Origin of the sequence: Novosphingobium aquae (assembly GCF_037572715.1) — a bacterium.
In the GTDB taxonomy this organism is placed as follows: domain Bacteria; phylum Pseudomonadota; class Alphaproteobacteria; order Sphingomonadales; family Sphingomonadaceae; genus Novosphingobium; species Novosphingobium aquae.
This window is the reverse complement of record NZ_JBBHJY010000004.1, coordinates 1-14503: the sequence shown is the minus strand read 5'-3', so window position 1 is coordinate 14503 and position 14503 is coordinate 1. Positions and strand designations below refer to the sequence as shown.

Here is a 14503-nt window from a genome sequence, read left to right as displayed (position 1 = left end):
ATCATCCCCTGTGAAGAGGAGCGCGCCAAGTTTGGTTAATGGGCCGGTAACCGCTGAAATAAAGGCTGCGCTGGGCGAAGAGGCTCGGCGGCTGGGCTTCGTCGCCTGCGGTATTGCCCCGGCGGGTGAAGATCCGCTGCGCGCCGCGCGGCTGGACGATTGGCTGGCAGGGGGCGCGCATGGCCAGATGGAGTGGATGGAAAGCCGCGCGCACCACCGCCGCAGCCCGCAGGGGCTCTGGCCCGAGGCAAAAAGCGTGATCGCGCTGGGCATGAGCTATGCCCCGGCAGGCGATCCGCTGGCGCTGGCGGGCGAGCCATCGCGCGGCTGGATTTCGGCCTATGCCAAGGGCGCGGACTATCACGACACGGTGAAGAAGGCGCTCAAGCACCTCGCCCGCTGGCTTGTGGCCGAGGCCGAGAGGCGCGGGCTTGGTGGAATCGGGGTGAAGGTTTTCGTCGATACCGCGCCGGTCATGGAAAAGCCGCTGGCCGAGGCGGCGGGGCTGGGCTGGCAGGGCAAGCACACCAATGTTGTTAGCCGGGAGCACGGCTCCTGGCTGTTCCTCGGCGCGATCTACACAACGCTGAAACTGGCCCCGGACGAGCCGGGCCGCGACCGCTGCGGATCGTGCGATGCCTGCCAGCGCGTGTGCCCGACAAATGCCTTCCCCGCGCCCTACAAGCTCGATGCGCGGCGCTGCATTTCCTACCTGACGATCGAGCACAAGGGCCCGGTGGACGAAGCGCTGCGCCCGGCGCTGGGCAATCTGATCTATGGCTGCGACCTGTGCCTGTCCGCCTGCCCATGGAACAAATTTGCCGACAGCGCCGCCGCCAACCGCGCCTTCCTGCCCCGCGCCGAACTCGCCGCGCCGAAGCTAGCGGAGCTGCTGGCGCTCGACGATGCGGGGTTCCGCAGGCTGTTTTCCGGCTCGCCGATCAAGCGCATCGGACGCGACCGGTTTGTGCGGAACTGCCTCTACGCGGCGGGGAACAGCGCGGACGCGGGGTTGATGCCGCAAGTAGAGGCGCTGCTCAGTGATCCCGACCCAGCCGTGGCCGATGCCGCTGCGTGGGCAGCATCGCGGCTCAGGCCGGGATAAGTTCCTTCAACGGAACCGAAGCATCGGCAAGCTGCGCGAGATCCGGGGACACCCCCGCCTCGACCAGCTTGCGCCCCTGCACATAGTCCTTGACCATGTTGACGCAGTCGAGCGCGATGACCTTGCCGTTCTTGAGGTAGACGACCGAGAACGAGCGCTCTTCGGGCGAACCGCGGACCACCGTCTGGTCGTAGCCGACCGACAGACCGGCGGTCTGCAGGCGCAGGTCGTACTGGTTGGACCAGAACCACGGGAAGGCGTGGTACGGCTTGGCATCGCCGCAGATCGCCTTGGCCACGCAGGTCGCTTGGTCATTGGCGTTTTGCACCGATTCGACGCGCATCACCATGCCGTCGGCAAAGTCGCAGGCGAAAGCGGCGCAGTCACCGATGGCGTAGACATCGGGCAGCGAGGTGCGGCAGTGGTCGTCTATGTCGATGCCGTTGCCTCCGGCCGCGCCGGCAGCGATCAGCGGGCCGACGGCGGGAATGATGCCGATGCCGACGATCACCGCGTCGGCAGGGACGACCGTGCCATCGCCTAGCTTCACGCCGGTGACGCGGCCCTCACCCTCGAGCGATTCGACCGTCACCTCGGTGCGCAGGTCGACGCCGTGGTCGCGGTGTTCCTTTTCGTAGAAGGCGGAAAGCTCCGGCCCGGCAACGCGCGCGAGAACGCGGGGGAGCGCCTCAAGCAGGGTGACCTTGCAGCCCAGCTTGGTCAGCACCGCCGCCGCCTCAAGCCCGATATAGCCGCCGCCGATCACCGCGATGCTTTTCACGCCGCCGTCGATCTCGCCCATCAGTTGGTCGCAATCCTCGCGGGTGCGGACGGCGTGGACGCCGGCGAGCATGCCGCCCGGAACCGGCAGCCGCCGGGGATCTCCGCCGGTTGCCCACACCAACGTGCCATAGCTCAGGCTCTCACCATTGGAGAGGGTGAGCTGCTTTGCCGCCGGATCGACCGCCGTCACCTCAACGCCCAGCTGCAGGTCGATGCCCTTTTCGTCCCAGAACTGGGGTGGGCGGATGTAGAGCCGGTCGAAGGTCTTTTCGCGGGCGAAATATTCCTTGGACAGCGGCGGGCGCTCGTAAGGCGGCTCGCTCTCGCGCCCGATCATGGCGACCGTTCCGGTGAAACCGTTCTGCCTGAGCGCGATGGCGCACTGCGCCCCGCCATGCCCGGCCCCGACGATCACGACATCCGCTGCACTCATGCTCGCAAACTCCTTTTCGTGCCCTCCGAAACGCGAAAAGGCCCGGCGCGTCAAGCGCCGGGCCTTGTTAATCGCTCTGAGGCAGAAGGGTTAGCCCCTGCAGGTGGGATCAGCCGCCGTTCGCGGGGCCGGCGACAGCCTGCGCTTCGCGGCCATCGCCTTCGGGAGCGACGAGCACGTCACGCGTGATCGCACCCTTGGCAACGGTGTTGGTCTGCGGATCCCCCACGGTCGAGCGGATGCCCGGAGCCGAGGTGCCGGCGCGGCCGATGGTGTTCTTTTCCACTTCGCTGCGGTTCGGACCGGGGCCGAACAGCGCTTCCTGCGCCTGCACGGCAGCGGTCGAATCAGCCGGACGCGGCGCGCCGGGCTGCGGCGGGGTCAGCGAGAAATCGGGCGGAACGACCAGCGGCGCCTGGCGCTGCACGGCGAATTCGTCAGGCCGGTCACGGCTGAGCAGCCCGCTGCTGCCGCAGGCTGAAAGCAGCATCGAGGCACCGATCAGGGTCGTGAAGGCGATGGACTTACGCATGTATCAGCTCTCCGAGGCGGAACCCGCCGGTTGGTTATCTGCCTTTTCGCGCGAAAGCAGCGAACGGGCAAGCACTATCAAAACGCCGATGGAAATGGCCGCATCGGCAAGGTTGAAGATCATGAAGGGGCGAAATTCGCCGAAATGGAGGTCGGCATAGTCGGCGACATAGCCCAGCCGCACGCGGTCAACGATGTTGCCGATAGCCCCGCCGAGCACGGCGCCGAGCGCGAGGATATCGGCCTTCGCCGTCTCGCGCAGGATCCAGTAAACCACGCCGCAGGCGATCAGCGCGGTGACTGCCACCAGAATCCAGCGCCCGGTTTCACCCTCGGCCGTGAACAGCCCGAGCGAAATGCCCCGGTTCTCCGCCCAGGTCAGGCGGAAGAAGGGCAGGATCTCGATCTGCTGCAGGAACCGGTCGCGCAGCGCGAGCGGCCCCATCACCGCCCACTTCAGCGCCTGATCGGCGATGAAGATGAAGGCGGCGATCAGGAAGCCGAGACGCCGGGTGCTGGTCATGCCGCGTCCATGCCCGCGACGACATTGTCGCAGCGTGAACAAAGATCGCCGTCCTCGGTGACATCGGGGAGGTGCCGCCAGCAGCGGCCGCACTTGTGGTTGTCGGTGCGCTTCACCGAAACGGCATCACCGCGCGAGACCTTGGCGGTGATGAACAGTTCGGCAAGGTCGGCCTCGGGTGCTTCGGCGGGAACAGTGACTTCGGCTTCAAGGCCCGAGCCCAGCACCTTTTCGCGGCGCAGCGGCTCGATGGCTTCGAGCACCTGAGCGCGAAGGGCGCGCAGGTCTGCCCACTTGGCCTCGTCGGCATTGGCGGCGGCCACGGTGGGCCACTCCAGCAGATGCACCGAACCCTCGTCCGGATAGCGCGTCCCCCAGACTTCCTCCGCCGTAAACACCAGCACCGGTGCGGCGTAGCGCACCAAGGCATGGAACAGCGTGTCCAGCACCGTGCGATAGGCCATGCGCTTGGGATCATCCGCCGAGTCGCAGTAAAGCGAATCCTTGCGGATATCGAAGAAGAAGGCGCTGAGGTCCTCGTTGCAGAAGTCGGTCAGCGCACGGACATAGGTGTTGAAATCGAAGTCGGCGACCGCCTGCTTCAATGTCGCGTCCAGCTTGGCCAGCAGTGCCAGCACATAGCGTTCCAGCTCGGGCATGGCCTCCACGCCGACCTTCTCGGCCTCGCTGAATCCGTCCAGCGCGCCCAGCAGATAGCGGAAGGTATTGCGCAGCTTGCGGTACTGGTCGGCCACGCCCTTGAGGATCTCGTCACCGATGCGGTGATCCTCGGTATAGTCGACCGACAGCGCCCACAGGCGGATGATGTCCGCGCCGTTGGTTTCCATCACCTTCAGCGGGCTGATCGTGTTGCCGAGCGACTTGGACATCTTCATGCCCTTGGCGTCCATCGTGAAGCCGTGAGTTAGCACCGCGTTGTACGGCGCCCGGCCGCGCGTACCGCAGCTTTGCAGCAGGCTCGACTGGAACCAGCCGCGATGCTGGTCGCTGCCTTCGAGGTAGAGGTCGGCCGGCCACTGCATGCCCGGCCAACGCCCGCTTTCGAGCACGAACGAATGGGTGCAGCCCGAATCGAACCACACGTCGAGAATGTCGGTGACGCGTTCGAAATCGTCGGCATTATAATCGGCGCCGAGGTATTCCTGCGCGCGCTCCTCGGTCCAGGCATCGACGCCCGCTTCGCGCACGCCGGCGATGATTCGCGCGTTGACCGCCGGATCGCAGAGGTACTGGCCCGACTTGCGATTGACGAACAGCGTGATCGGCACGCCCCATGCGCGCTGGCGGCTCAGCACCCAGTCGGGGCGGCCCTCGACCATCGAGCGGATGCGGTTCTCACCCTTGGCGGGGACCCAGCGGGTGTCGGTGATGGCCTTGAGCGCAAGGTCACGCAGCGTTTCGCCTTCACCCTGCTCGGCGCGGATGCCGGCTTCGGTGGCGCAGAGCGCGGCTTGCCGGTCGACCTTCTTGTCCATCGGCACGAACCACTGCGGGGTGCAGCGGAAGATCACCTTGGCCTTGGAACGCCACGAATGCGGGTAGCTATGCTTGTAGTCGGCTGAGGCGGCGAGCAAACCGCCCGCTTCGCGCAGCGCGGTGCAGATCGGGCCGTCGGGCGCGTTGAACTTCGGGTTGATGACCGACCCCTCGCCGCCGAGCCATGCCCAGTCCTCGCGGTACTTGCCGTCGCCCTCGACCGCGAAGACCGGCTCGATCCCGTTGGCCTTGCACAGCAGGAAGTCGTCCTCGCCGTGGTCCGGCGCCATGTGGACGAGGCCGGTGCCGCTCTCGGTGGTGACGAAGTCGCCGGGCAGGAACGGGCGGGGCTTGGCGAAGAAGCCGCCGAGCGCGTGCATCGGGTGGCGGGCGATGGTTCCGGCGAGGTCGGAGCCTTTGCCTTGCCAAACCTGTGTAAATTCGGTCGTTCGGCCAATCGTGTGCGCTAGACGGGCTCCGAAGTTGGCATCGAGTGCATCGGCTACGAGAAAGCGTTGTCCATTGCTTTCCTCAATGAGCACGTAATCAACCTCCGGCCCATAAGCCAAAGCCTGATTGACCGGGATCGTCCAAGGCGTCGTCGTCCAGATCACCGCGTGGGCACCGACCAGTTCGGCAATCGGCGATTCGGTGATCTCGAACGCCACGTCGATCTGCGTCGAGACGATATCCTCGTACTCGACCTCGGCTTCGGCCAGTGCGGTCTTTTCGACCGGCGACCACATGACCGGCTTGGCGCCGCGATATAGCTGGCCCGACTCCGCAAACTTCATCAGTTCCGAAACGATGGTCGCCTCGGCCTGGAAATCCATGGTCAGATAGGGATTGTCCCAATCGCCATTGATGCCGAGCCTTTTCAGCTGCTCGCGCTGGGTATCGACCCAGTGCTGGGCATAGGCGCGGCATTCGGCGCGGAATTCCGCGGCCGGAACCTCGTCCTTGTTGAGCTTCTTCTTGCGATACTGTTCCTCGACCTTCCACTCGATCGGCAGGCCATGGCAGTCCCAGCCGGGAACATAGGGCGCATCCTTGCCCAGCAGGCTTTGCGTGCGGACCACCATGTCTTTCAGGATATGGTTGAGCGCATGGCCGATGTGCATGTCGCCATTGGCATAGGGCGGGCCATCGTGAAGGATGAACTTCTCTCGCCCGGCGCGTGCGGCGCGCAGCTGCTGATAGATCCCTTCTTCCTGCCAGCGCGACAGGATGCCGGGCTCCTTTTGCGGAAGGCCGGCCTTCATGGGGAAATCGGTCTTCGGCAGGAAGACGGTGTCTCTAAAGTCGCGCTTTTCAGTCATACGCGGCGGGCCTTAGCGGGCGGGGCGGTTTCGCGCAATTCCTCCCCGGCACGGGGAGGATTACTCCCGCGCCTTGCGCCGCGCTTCAAGGTTTTTCGCCAGCGCCATCTCCTTCTCGGGGCTGCGCTTGTTGTAATAAGGACGCAGCGCCGGGCCCACGGCGTAGATATCGTCCACCCAAAGATAGCCGGTGAAGCTGGCGGGCACCTTGCCGATCTGTTCGGGCAGGTCGAGCCCCATCGGCAGGTCGTCACCCATCGGGCCGACGAGGACCACCCGCGCGCCTACGCTGTTCATGCGGGCGAGCGTGCGGTTGGGCCAGCCGGGGAAGGCCCACTGGTAATTGAGCGGGACAAACAGCGTGCCGCCCTTGCAGGCGTCCGGCACCAAGCCGAACCAGCCGGCGGCGAGATAGGCCTTGGTGCAGGCTTTCGCGCCTTCCTTGGAAAAGGCCCAGACGCCGGGGAAGGCCTTGCGGATGCGGGCGGCCTGAACCTCGGTGCCGAGAAAGCCGTCGCCGCGTTTGATCACATCGCGGCCAAGGAACTTGAGCGCGGCGGCGAGCTGGTCCGCCTCGCGGGCGTCGCGGCTCTTGAAATTGAACACGATTCCGGTGTCGGGCAGCACTGCCAGCGCGTCTTCCAGTGCCGGGATCTGCCCGCGGTTGAAGCTGCGCAGGGGGAAGGTCTTGCCGCCGTCCGCGGTATAGCCATAGCCGGGGTCGAGCGCTTTCAGCTCCGCCATGGTCTTTGAGCGAACCTCGCCCTTGCCATCGGTGCGGCAATCGAGAGTCCAGTCATGGAACAGGGCCAGACGGCCATCGGTGGTCAGCGCGATGTCCACCTCCACCGCTTGCGCGCCCAGCGCCACCGCCGAGGTCAGCGAGGGCAGAGTGTTCTCAAGGTAATCATGCACCGGCGGTTCGATGCGGGTGGCGGTGCAGGTCTGGTTGTCCAGCCCCTTGTGGCTGAACTGCTGCGACGTGCCGCGATGCGCGACCAGCTTCACCGTGCCGCGCGGGATCGGGGCGAGCCAGCTGGCGTTGACGAAGGAGAGTATGAGCAGGAGCAGCGCCAGCACCATGCCCACGCGTTTCAGCCAGACGATCGTGCGGTTCTGCGGCGGCGGAAGGTCATCGTCCGCGTCGTCGTATTCGCTCAAAGTTCAGTCCCCCAGAACCTCTTTCGCCAGAGCGCAGTCGCGTGCCATCTGGTCCTTCAGAGATTCAAGGCTGGAGAATTTTTCCTCTCCCCGCAAGAACTTGTGAAACGCGACTTCGATTTCCTGACCGTAGAGGTCCTCGGAAAAATCGAAGAAGTGCGGCTCCAGCAGCTCCTTGGGCGGATCGAAAGTCGGCCGCACGCCAAGGTTCGCCGCGCCTTTCAGCACGCGACCATCGGGCAGGTGGCCGGTGACGGCATAGATGCCGTAACGCGGGCGCAGGTAGGTGCCCATGTCGATATTGGCGGTGGGAAAGCCGAGCAGCCGCCCGTTCTTGTCGCCATGCTGCACCGCGCCGCGCACCGCGAAAGGCCGGGTCAGGAGACGCGTGCCTTCCTCGCAGTTGCCAGCCTTCAGCGCGGTGCGGATGCGGCTGGATGATACCGGCGCTTCGCCGTCCATCACCGCGCCAACCGTGTGCGCCAGCAGGCCATGCTCGGCAAAAGTCTTCGCTGCGCCAGCGCGCCCTTTGCCGAAAGTGAAATCCTCGCCCGTGACCACTCCGGCCACGCCAAGTTGACCGGCGAGCAGGCCAGCGACGAAGTCCTTTGCATCCATTCCGGCAAGCGCTCCATCGAAGTGGAACACAAGCATGGCATCGGCTCCGGCGTCACCAAAAAGCGCCTCGCGCTGGTCGAGCGTGGTCAGGCGGAAGGGCTCAGTGTCGGGTCGGAAGTAGCGCATGGGATGCGGATCGAATGTAGCGACGATGCAGGGGCGTTGCAGTTCCTTTGCAAATCGTATTGCCTCGCCCACCACGGCCTGATGGCCAAGGTGGAACCCGTCGAAATTGCCCAGCGCCAGCACGGCACCGCGCAAGGCATCGGGCATGGGTTCGCGGTGATCGAGCCGGATCATGGTGCGGCTATAGGCCCCGCTTGAGCGTGACGAAAGCGTAGGCAGGCTTGCCATCCGCAGCGGCGTGCGCCTCACGCGCCACTTCCTGCCACTCGTCCCCAAGCGGCGACATCATCGTGTCGCCTTCATATTCGCCTGCGATTTCAGTCAGTTCTATCCATTCAGCGAGTGGCAGGAACAGGGCGTAGATTTCTGCCCCGCCGATCACTGCTACCGGCTCATCCCCCGCCAGGTCCAGTGCCTCATTCACCGAATGGGCCACCTCTGCCCCATGCGCTTGCCAGTTCCGGTCGCGGGTCAGCACGATATGGCGGCGGCCGGGGAGCGGCGCAGGGAACGAATCAAAGGTCTTGCGCCCCATGATCATCGCCTTGCCCATGGTCAAGGTCTTGAAATGCTTGAGGTCTGCGGGCAGGTGCCAGGGCAACTGGCCCTTGTTGCCGATCACGCCATTTTCGGCGCGGGCGTAGATCAGGAAGACCTCGGCGCTCATTTCAGGATGAGGCGCGTGACGTGGCCCATCTTGCGACCCGGGCGTGCGGCGGCCTTGCCGTAAAGGTGTAGGTGGTTGGCCGGGTCGGAGAGGATCTGCGCCCAGTCGTGCACCTCGTCGCCGATCAGGTTGTTCATCACCACGCCCTTGGCGGCGAGGCGGGTGTCGCCCAGCGGCAGGCCGCAGATCGCGCGGACGTGGTTTTCGAACTGACTGGTGATCGCGCCTTCGATGGTCCAGTGACCGGAGTTGTGGACGCGCGGGGCCATCTCGTTGAATACCGGGCCGTTTTCGGTGGCGAAGAACTCCAGCGTCAGGACGCCGACATAGTCCAGCGCCTCGGCTACTTTGGCGGCAAGCGCGCGCCCTTCGGCGACCTGATCCTGCACGAGGTTGGAGCCCGGGATGGTTGAGACCGAGAGAATGCCGCCCTTGTGGACGTTCTCGGGCGTGTCCCAGAACCGGATGTCGCCATCCGCGCCGCGGCACATCAGGACCGAGAATTCGGCGCGGAAATCGATGAAGCCTTCGTAGACCAGGGCCGCTGCCGGCAGGTCCAGTCCCTCGGCATCGGCTGGCGACATGATCCGCCACTGGCCCTTGCCGTCATAGCCGTCACGCCGCGTCTTGAGGATGCCGGGTGTGCCGATCCGGGCGATTGCCGCATCCAGATCAGCGCGCGAATTAACCGCCGCCCACGGCGCGGGCCGGCCGCCCAGCGCTTCGACGAAAGTCTTTTCGTTGACCCGGTCCTGCGCGGTTTCCAGCGCGCGCGGGTGCGCCAGCAGCTTGTCTGTCAGCGGCGCAAGCGGTGCGACAGGCACGTTCTCGAACTCGTAGGTAATCACCGCGCAGTCGGCGGCGAAACGGGCCAGCGCCTCGGTATCGTCCCAGGCGGCGCAGGTGAACCCGCCGCAGACTTCGGCGGCGATCGATTCGGCCTCGGGCGCATAGACGTGGGCCCGGTAGCCCAGCTGCGCGGCGGCCATGGCGATCATCCGGCCAAGCTGGCCGCCGCCCAGGATGCCGATGGTCTCGCCGGGAGGGATCATCTTGCTTACGAGGGCCGCTGCGCCACGCCGTCGCTTTGCGCGGCGCGGTAGGCCTTGAGGCGCTCGGTCAGCGCGGGGTCGTTACCTGCAAGGATCGCGGCGGCAAGTAGCCCGGCGTTGGTCGCGCCTGCCTCGCCGATGGCCAGCGTGCCGACCGGGATTCCGGCAGGCATCTGGACGATCGAAAGCAGGCTGTCCTGCCCGGAAAGCGCGCGGCTCTGCACCGGCACGCCGAGCACCGGCAGGTGAGTCATCGAGGCGACCATGCCCGGCAGGTGCGCCGCGCCGCCAGCTCCGGCGATGATCACCTTGAAGCCCTCGGCCTCGGCGCCCTTGGCAAAGGCGACGAGCCGGTCAGGCGTGCGGTGTGCCGAAACGATGCGGACGTCGTGTGCGACGCCCAGCTTGTCCAGCGCATCAGCGGCGCACTTCATCGTCGGCCAGTCGGACTGGCTGCCCATGACGATGGCGACCAAGGGGGCAACAGGTGCCGCCATATCAGCGATCCGCCAGATAATAGCGTTCGGTGGCCTTCAGTTCGTCATCGAGTTCATAGACGATCGGCTGGCCGGTCGGGATTTCGAGGCCTGTGATGTCATCATCCGAAATGCCCGAGAGGTGCTTGACCAGCGCGCGCAGGCTGTTGCCGTGGGCGGAAACCAGCACGGTCGACCCGGCGCGCAGGTGCGGCACGATCGACGATTCGTAATAGGGCAGGACGCGGGCGATCGTGTCCTTCAGGCTCTCGGTCGAAGGGATCGCGATGCCGGCATAACGCAAGTCGCGGGCAAGATCGAACTCGCTGCCGGCTTCGAGCACTGGCGGCGGAATGTCGAACGACCGGCGCCAGATCTTGACCTGGTCGTCACCGTGCTTGGCTGCCGTCTCGGCCTTGTCGAGCCCGGTCAGGCCGCCATAATGCCGCTCGTTAAGCCGCCAGTCCTTGGTTTCCGGGATCCACAGCCGGCCCATGGCTTCGAGCGCGAAGTGCAGCGTGCGGATCGCGCGGGTCTGGAAAGAGGTGAAGGCGATGTCGGGCAGCATGCCCTTTTCCGCGAGGAGCCGGCCAGCGGCGAGGGCCTCTTCCTCACCCTTCTCGGTAAGGTCGACGTCCCACCAACCGGTGAAGCGGTTTTCCAGGTTCCACTGGCTCTGGCCGTGGCGAACGAGAATCAGGCGCGGCACCGTGCAAACTCCCTCAAAGCGCAAGGAAGCGCCGCCCCTAGCGGCTGGGCGGGGATTTGGAAAGGGGCGCTTCGTTTGCGGATTCGCGCGCCTTACTCTGCGCTTTGCGCCGCCTCAGGTTCTCGCGCAGTTGGGCCGCCAGTCGTTCCTCGCGGCTCATTGGTGTTCCGGTTTCGCTCATTGCGCCAGTTTCTTTCACCGAAATGCCCGCAGGCTCAAGCCGTCCTTGACATTGCCGGCCCGCGCGGACAATAGCGCCCGCCTGTCCGGCGGCCCTTGCGGCTTGCGGGACGGCGAAGAAATGGTTGGCTGCTGTAGCTCAGTGGTAGAGCGCATCCTTGGTAAGGCTGAGGTCGGGAGTTCAATCCTCCCCAGCAGCACCATTTCACTGCCGTTTGTGCAGGATTTGAAATCCCGGCACATGGCTGGCGCCAAACGCCCGCAGTTCTGCGCGCTTGCGGGTATCGGCGATTCGCTCCCAGGACAGAGACAGCACAGCAGGCTTCGATTCTGAGCTCGGACGAGCCGCTAATCTCTGAACGCGATTTTCGTGTCCTGTGGGGGATTTTGCAGCCGTAGGCTGCGGTCGCGAGGTTCAGGCGAAGCCGAACACCTGGCGTTGCTCGTTCCAATCCACCGGAAGATCGCCGCAACGTAGAAGCGACCGGGCAGTGAGTTCGACGGGTTGCCGCCCTTCGATAATGGCCAACGTGATATCGGGTGCGAGAAAGCGGAGCCGCGCCAAGCGGACGAGGTGACTTCGTTCGATAGGGTTCTTAGAGCGCTGCTCGGTGGACAGTTTTTTCCAGGCTGCCCAGCCTCGGCGAATCAAGTCGATAAGGTGGGGGTCGCGGCGCGCTGGCCGATCATCTGGTACTGCATAAACCAACCGTAGTTCAATGCCCCGGCGCTTGAGCGAGACAGGTGAGGACAGTACGACTGGGCCTTGCACGAGGTTCGCACGGGCGCTCGCCTTGATGATTTCGGCAAGTAATGCGCGGTCAAGTTCGATCCTGAGCGAGTCGGAATAGATGGAAACACGTGCATCGAGGAGGTCCAGGGTTTTTCCGAGTGAGGCGGCGCTGCCCATGCAAGGGGTCAGCAGCGCCAGCTGAGCGGCGGCATTCTCTGGTAGACCAATCGAACCCAATTCGCCGCTGATCCTGACAGTATCGGAGAGGAAATTGCCGAGGGATTGCTGGACCAGAGATTCGATATCTGCTGCAGGCAAACGCCAGCCTTCCCGGTTATCCCTCGTGCTACTGACATAGTAGCTGTAACGCTTGCCGCGCGTTTTGCCGTGACTGCTGTAGAGACGCTGACCGTCAGCATCGAAAATCCGGCCTGCCAGCGGGCTGATGTAACCGGTGCGAGGTCGTTTCGCCGCGCCGATCAAGCGAGCTTGTACCGCGTCCCAAAGCGGATGATCAATTATGGCGTCGTGTTCGCCGGGATAGATCTGGCCCTTGTGATTGACCTCCCCAAGGTAAATTCGGTTGGCCAGGATGTGCCGCAGTCCGCCGGGACTGAACGGGTTACCGCCAAGCGCCCGACCAGTGCGAGTTGTTCGTGGCCTCGACCGAAAGCCCCGCTCAGCAAGATCTGTCGCGAGTGCTTCAAAGGTCTGGGCAGTCAGGTAGCCCTTGAAGATCTGTTGGACCATCTCCGCTTCGGCCGGATTGATCACCAGTTTTCGGTCAACCACGTCGTACCCCATCGGCACGGGCCCGCCCATCCACATGCCCTTGCGCTTGGATGCCGCAATCTTGTCGCGAATACGTTCGCCTGTCACTTCACGCTCAAACTGGGCAAAGGAAAGGAGCACATTGAGGGTAAGCCTGCCCATCGAATTGGTCGTATTGAACGCCTGTGTAACGCTCACGAAGCTGGCTCCCGCTTCATCCAGAACCTCGACGATCTTGGCGAAGTCGACCAGGCGCCGGGTGAGCCGATCCACCTTGTATACCACGATGACGTCCACCTTGCCTTCGCGCACATCAGCCAAAAGTCGCTGCATCGCAGGCCGGTCCATGGTGCCACCCGAAATACCGACATCATCGTAGAGGTCGGGCAACAAGATCCAGCCTTCGTGTTGCTGGGACAGGACATATGCAGCACACGCCTCGCGCTGGGCATCAAGACTGTTGAACGCTTGCTCCAGACCTTCCTCCGTCGATTTGCGGGTGTAGATCGCGCAGCGCACCGGTTTTGGGCTCGTCCGGCTCATCGGCTGGCGACTTGTTTCAGACCGAAGAAGCGAGGTCCAGACCATCGCGCGCCCGTGATGTGCCGGGCGATCACGGATAAGGATCGCCAGTTCCTTCCGCCAAATTCGAAGCCGTCAGCCGTGACGAGCACGGTGTACATCGTTCCGTTCCATTCACGCATCAGCCGAGTTCCGGGCTTCAGCTTCCTGGGCGGTTCCGGATTGGCTGCGATCACACCAGCAGACACGGCTTCGAGGTGCTTCCGGGCAACCTGGGGCAGTCCACCGAATTTGCGCTCTTGCCGCTCATAGGCAAGCGCCCGGCGGATAAGCGAAGGCGCCACTTCTGGCATCGGGCTCGCGAAGGTGGCCGTCCACGCCGATGCCAGAGTGTCGCCGGAAAGGTCAGCAATTCGCTGCATGCCCGTTGATGTCCAGCCCATCAGGCCACCCCGCCCTTCGATGCGGTAGCGACGGACTTCGCCGAGCTTCTCGCTCGTGACATTGTGTCCCTTCTTTTTGAGACCTGTGAGCGCTGCCCGGGTAGAGTGCGGCAGCCAACCGGTAGCAGCGATCAGTTCGTCCAAACTCGCACCGCCCGCAGCAGACAGCATCAAGATGACCAGTTCGCTTTTGGTCGTGCGCCTAGGGATCGCTTGTGCAGGATCGGCTTCTGGTTTGCGGGCGATTCTGCGCGGGCGCTTGCATACTGGCCTGATGGTTTCATTGCCTGTCATGGGTGTTCTCCTGTCAGGAGCCATGCCGATCACGGCTCCCACCACCCAAAGCCCTGCCGGTCATGCCGATCAGGGCTGCACCCGGCGGTTCGTGCCCGGATGCATGAGTTGCACGAATGCTTGCGGTGCGCTGAAAGTCCAATGGAATGTCGGGGTTAGTTCAATGCGTGATCGAATTTCCCGAGTGATAACAGCTAGAAGACCTGCGCGCGGCCCATGGATGAAGCGCCCATCTGATCCGAGTTTAGGCTCGTACCTAGCCGATTTTTGCGGCATGACTCCCTTACAGAAGGGCTGCTTCGCTCTCAGAAATGAGGCGGAACTGTTGTAGATATTCCAACAGCTTAGTGACAAACAGAGCCCTCTTGTCCCGCTAATACATTGCGTCATGACTGAAAAATCCCACAAAGGGATTACTCAATATCGCTGCGACGCTTGCGCATCCGGCCGAAAGGCGTGATCATGCAAGCAAACAGCCCCGGGAGAGCCCTATGGATAGAAGCGATCAACTTCAGGCCCTGATCGACAAGGAAGCCATACGCGACTGCATCGCCCGCCTT

The 14503-nt window shown here is 64.1% G+C and carries 13 protein-coding genes and 1 tRNA gene; 2 read left to right on the top strand and 12 right to left on the bottom strand.

Features of this window, described 5'->3' with window-relative positions; genetic code table 11:
* Positions 1 to 31: 31 nt before the first annotated feature.
* Positions 32 to 1105: a tRNA epoxyqueuosine(34) reductase QueG gene (gene queG, locus WG900_RS09150; RefSeq protein ID WP_339966551.1), complete on the top strand. Its 1074-nt coding sequence runs from the start codon at positions 32 to 34 to the stop codon at positions 1103 to 1105.
* Here queG and WG900_RS09145 read toward each other — a convergent pair.
* From WG900_RS09145 to gpmA, 10 genes are all read right to left on the bottom strand, one after another.
* Positions 1092 to 2321: an NAD(P)/FAD-dependent oxidoreductase gene (locus WG900_RS09145; RefSeq protein WP_339966549.1), complete on the bottom strand. Its 1230-nt coding sequence runs from the start codon at positions 2319 to 2321 to the stop codon at positions 1092 to 1094. The two genes, queG and WG900_RS09145, sit on opposite strands and share 14 nt — an antisense overlap.
* Positions 2322 to 2430: 109 nt before the next feature.
* The gene (locus WG900_RS09140; protein ID WP_339966547.1) at positions 2431 to 2853 is read right to left on the bottom strand and encodes a DUF3035 domain-containing protein; all 423 of its coding nucleotides are present in this window, start codon (positions 2851 to 2853) and stop codon (positions 2431 to 2433) included.
* Positions 2854 to 2856: 3 nt separating this feature from the next.
* The gene (gene lspA / locus WG900_RS09135) at positions 2857 to 3375 is read right to left on the bottom strand and encodes a signal peptidase II (RefSeq protein WP_339966545.1); all 519 of its coding nucleotides are present in this window, start codon (positions 3373 to 3375) and stop codon (positions 2857 to 2859) included.
* Positions 3372 to 6191 carry an isoleucine--tRNA ligase gene (gene ileS / locus WG900_RS09130; protein WP_339966543.1) on the bottom strand — a complete coding sequence of 940 codons (2820 nt, stop codon included), beginning with the start codon at positions 6189 to 6191 and terminating at the stop codon, positions 3372 to 3374. The genes lspA and ileS overlap by 4 nt, the downstream gene beginning before the upstream one ends.
* 60 nt (positions 6192 to 6251) lie before the next feature.
* Positions 6252 to 7352, bottom strand: a complete 1101-nt coding sequence (locus WG900_RS09125; protein ID WP_339966541.1) for a glycerophosphodiester phosphodiesterase family protein — start codon at positions 7350 to 7352, stop codon at positions 6252 to 6254.
* 3 nt (positions 7353 to 7355) lie between these two features.
* Positions 7356 to 8270 carry a bifunctional riboflavin kinase/FAD synthetase gene (locus WG900_RS09120; protein ID WP_339966539.1) on the bottom strand — a complete coding sequence of 305 codons (915 nt, stop codon included), beginning with the start codon at positions 8268 to 8270 and terminating at the stop codon, positions 7356 to 7358.
* A gap of 7 nt (positions 8271 to 8277) precedes the next feature.
* The gene (locus WG900_RS09115; RefSeq protein WP_339966537.1) at positions 8278 to 8763 is read right to left on the bottom strand and encodes a dihydrofolate reductase; all 486 of its coding nucleotides are present in this window, start codon (positions 8761 to 8763) and stop codon (positions 8278 to 8280) included.
* Positions 8760 to 9815, bottom strand: a complete 1056-nt coding sequence (locus WG900_RS09110; RefSeq protein ID WP_339966535.1) for a 5-(carboxyamino)imidazole ribonucleotide synthase — start codon at positions 9813 to 9815, stop codon at positions 8760 to 8762. Before WG900_RS09110 ends, WG900_RS09115 begins: the two co-directional genes overlap by 4 nt.
* A 5-nt stretch (positions 9816 to 9820) precedes the next feature.
* Positions 9821 to 10312, bottom strand: coding sequence for a 5-(carboxyamino)imidazole ribonucleotide mutase (purE, locus tag WG900_RS09105; RefSeq protein WP_339966533.1), 492 nt, complete (start codon positions 10310 to 10312; stop codon positions 9821 to 9823).
* A 1-nt stretch (position 10313) separates the two neighbouring features.
* The gene (gene gpmA, locus WG900_RS09100; RefSeq protein ID WP_339966531.1) at positions 10314 to 11000 is read right to left on the bottom strand and encodes a 2,3-diphosphoglycerate-dependent phosphoglycerate mutase; all 687 of its coding nucleotides are present in this window, start codon (positions 10998 to 11000) and stop codon (positions 10314 to 10316) included.
* Between the two features lie 308 nt (positions 11001 to 11308).
* On the opposite strand from gpmA, the gene WG900_RS09095 reads away from it, so the two are divergent.
* A tRNA-Thr gene (locus WG900_RS09095) sits at positions 11309 to 11383 on the top strand.
* Positions 11384 to 11595: 212 nt separating this feature from the next.
* Here the strand turns inward: WG900_RS09095 and WG900_RS09090 are convergent.
* Both WG900_RS09090 and WG900_RS09085 read right to left on the bottom strand, forming a co-directional pair.
* A complete protein-coding gene (locus tag WG900_RS09090) occupies positions 11596 to 13227 on the bottom strand; it encodes a recombinase family protein (RefSeq protein WP_339966529.1) in 1632 nt (543 codons plus the stop codon).
* Positions 13224 to 13943, bottom strand: coding sequence for a DUF2924 domain-containing protein (locus WG900_RS09085; RefSeq protein ID WP_339966527.1), 720 nt, complete (start codon positions 13941 to 13943; stop codon positions 13224 to 13226). The genes WG900_RS09090 and WG900_RS09085 overlap by 4 nt, the downstream gene beginning before the upstream one ends.
* Positions 13944 to 14503 lie beyond the last annotated feature (560 nt).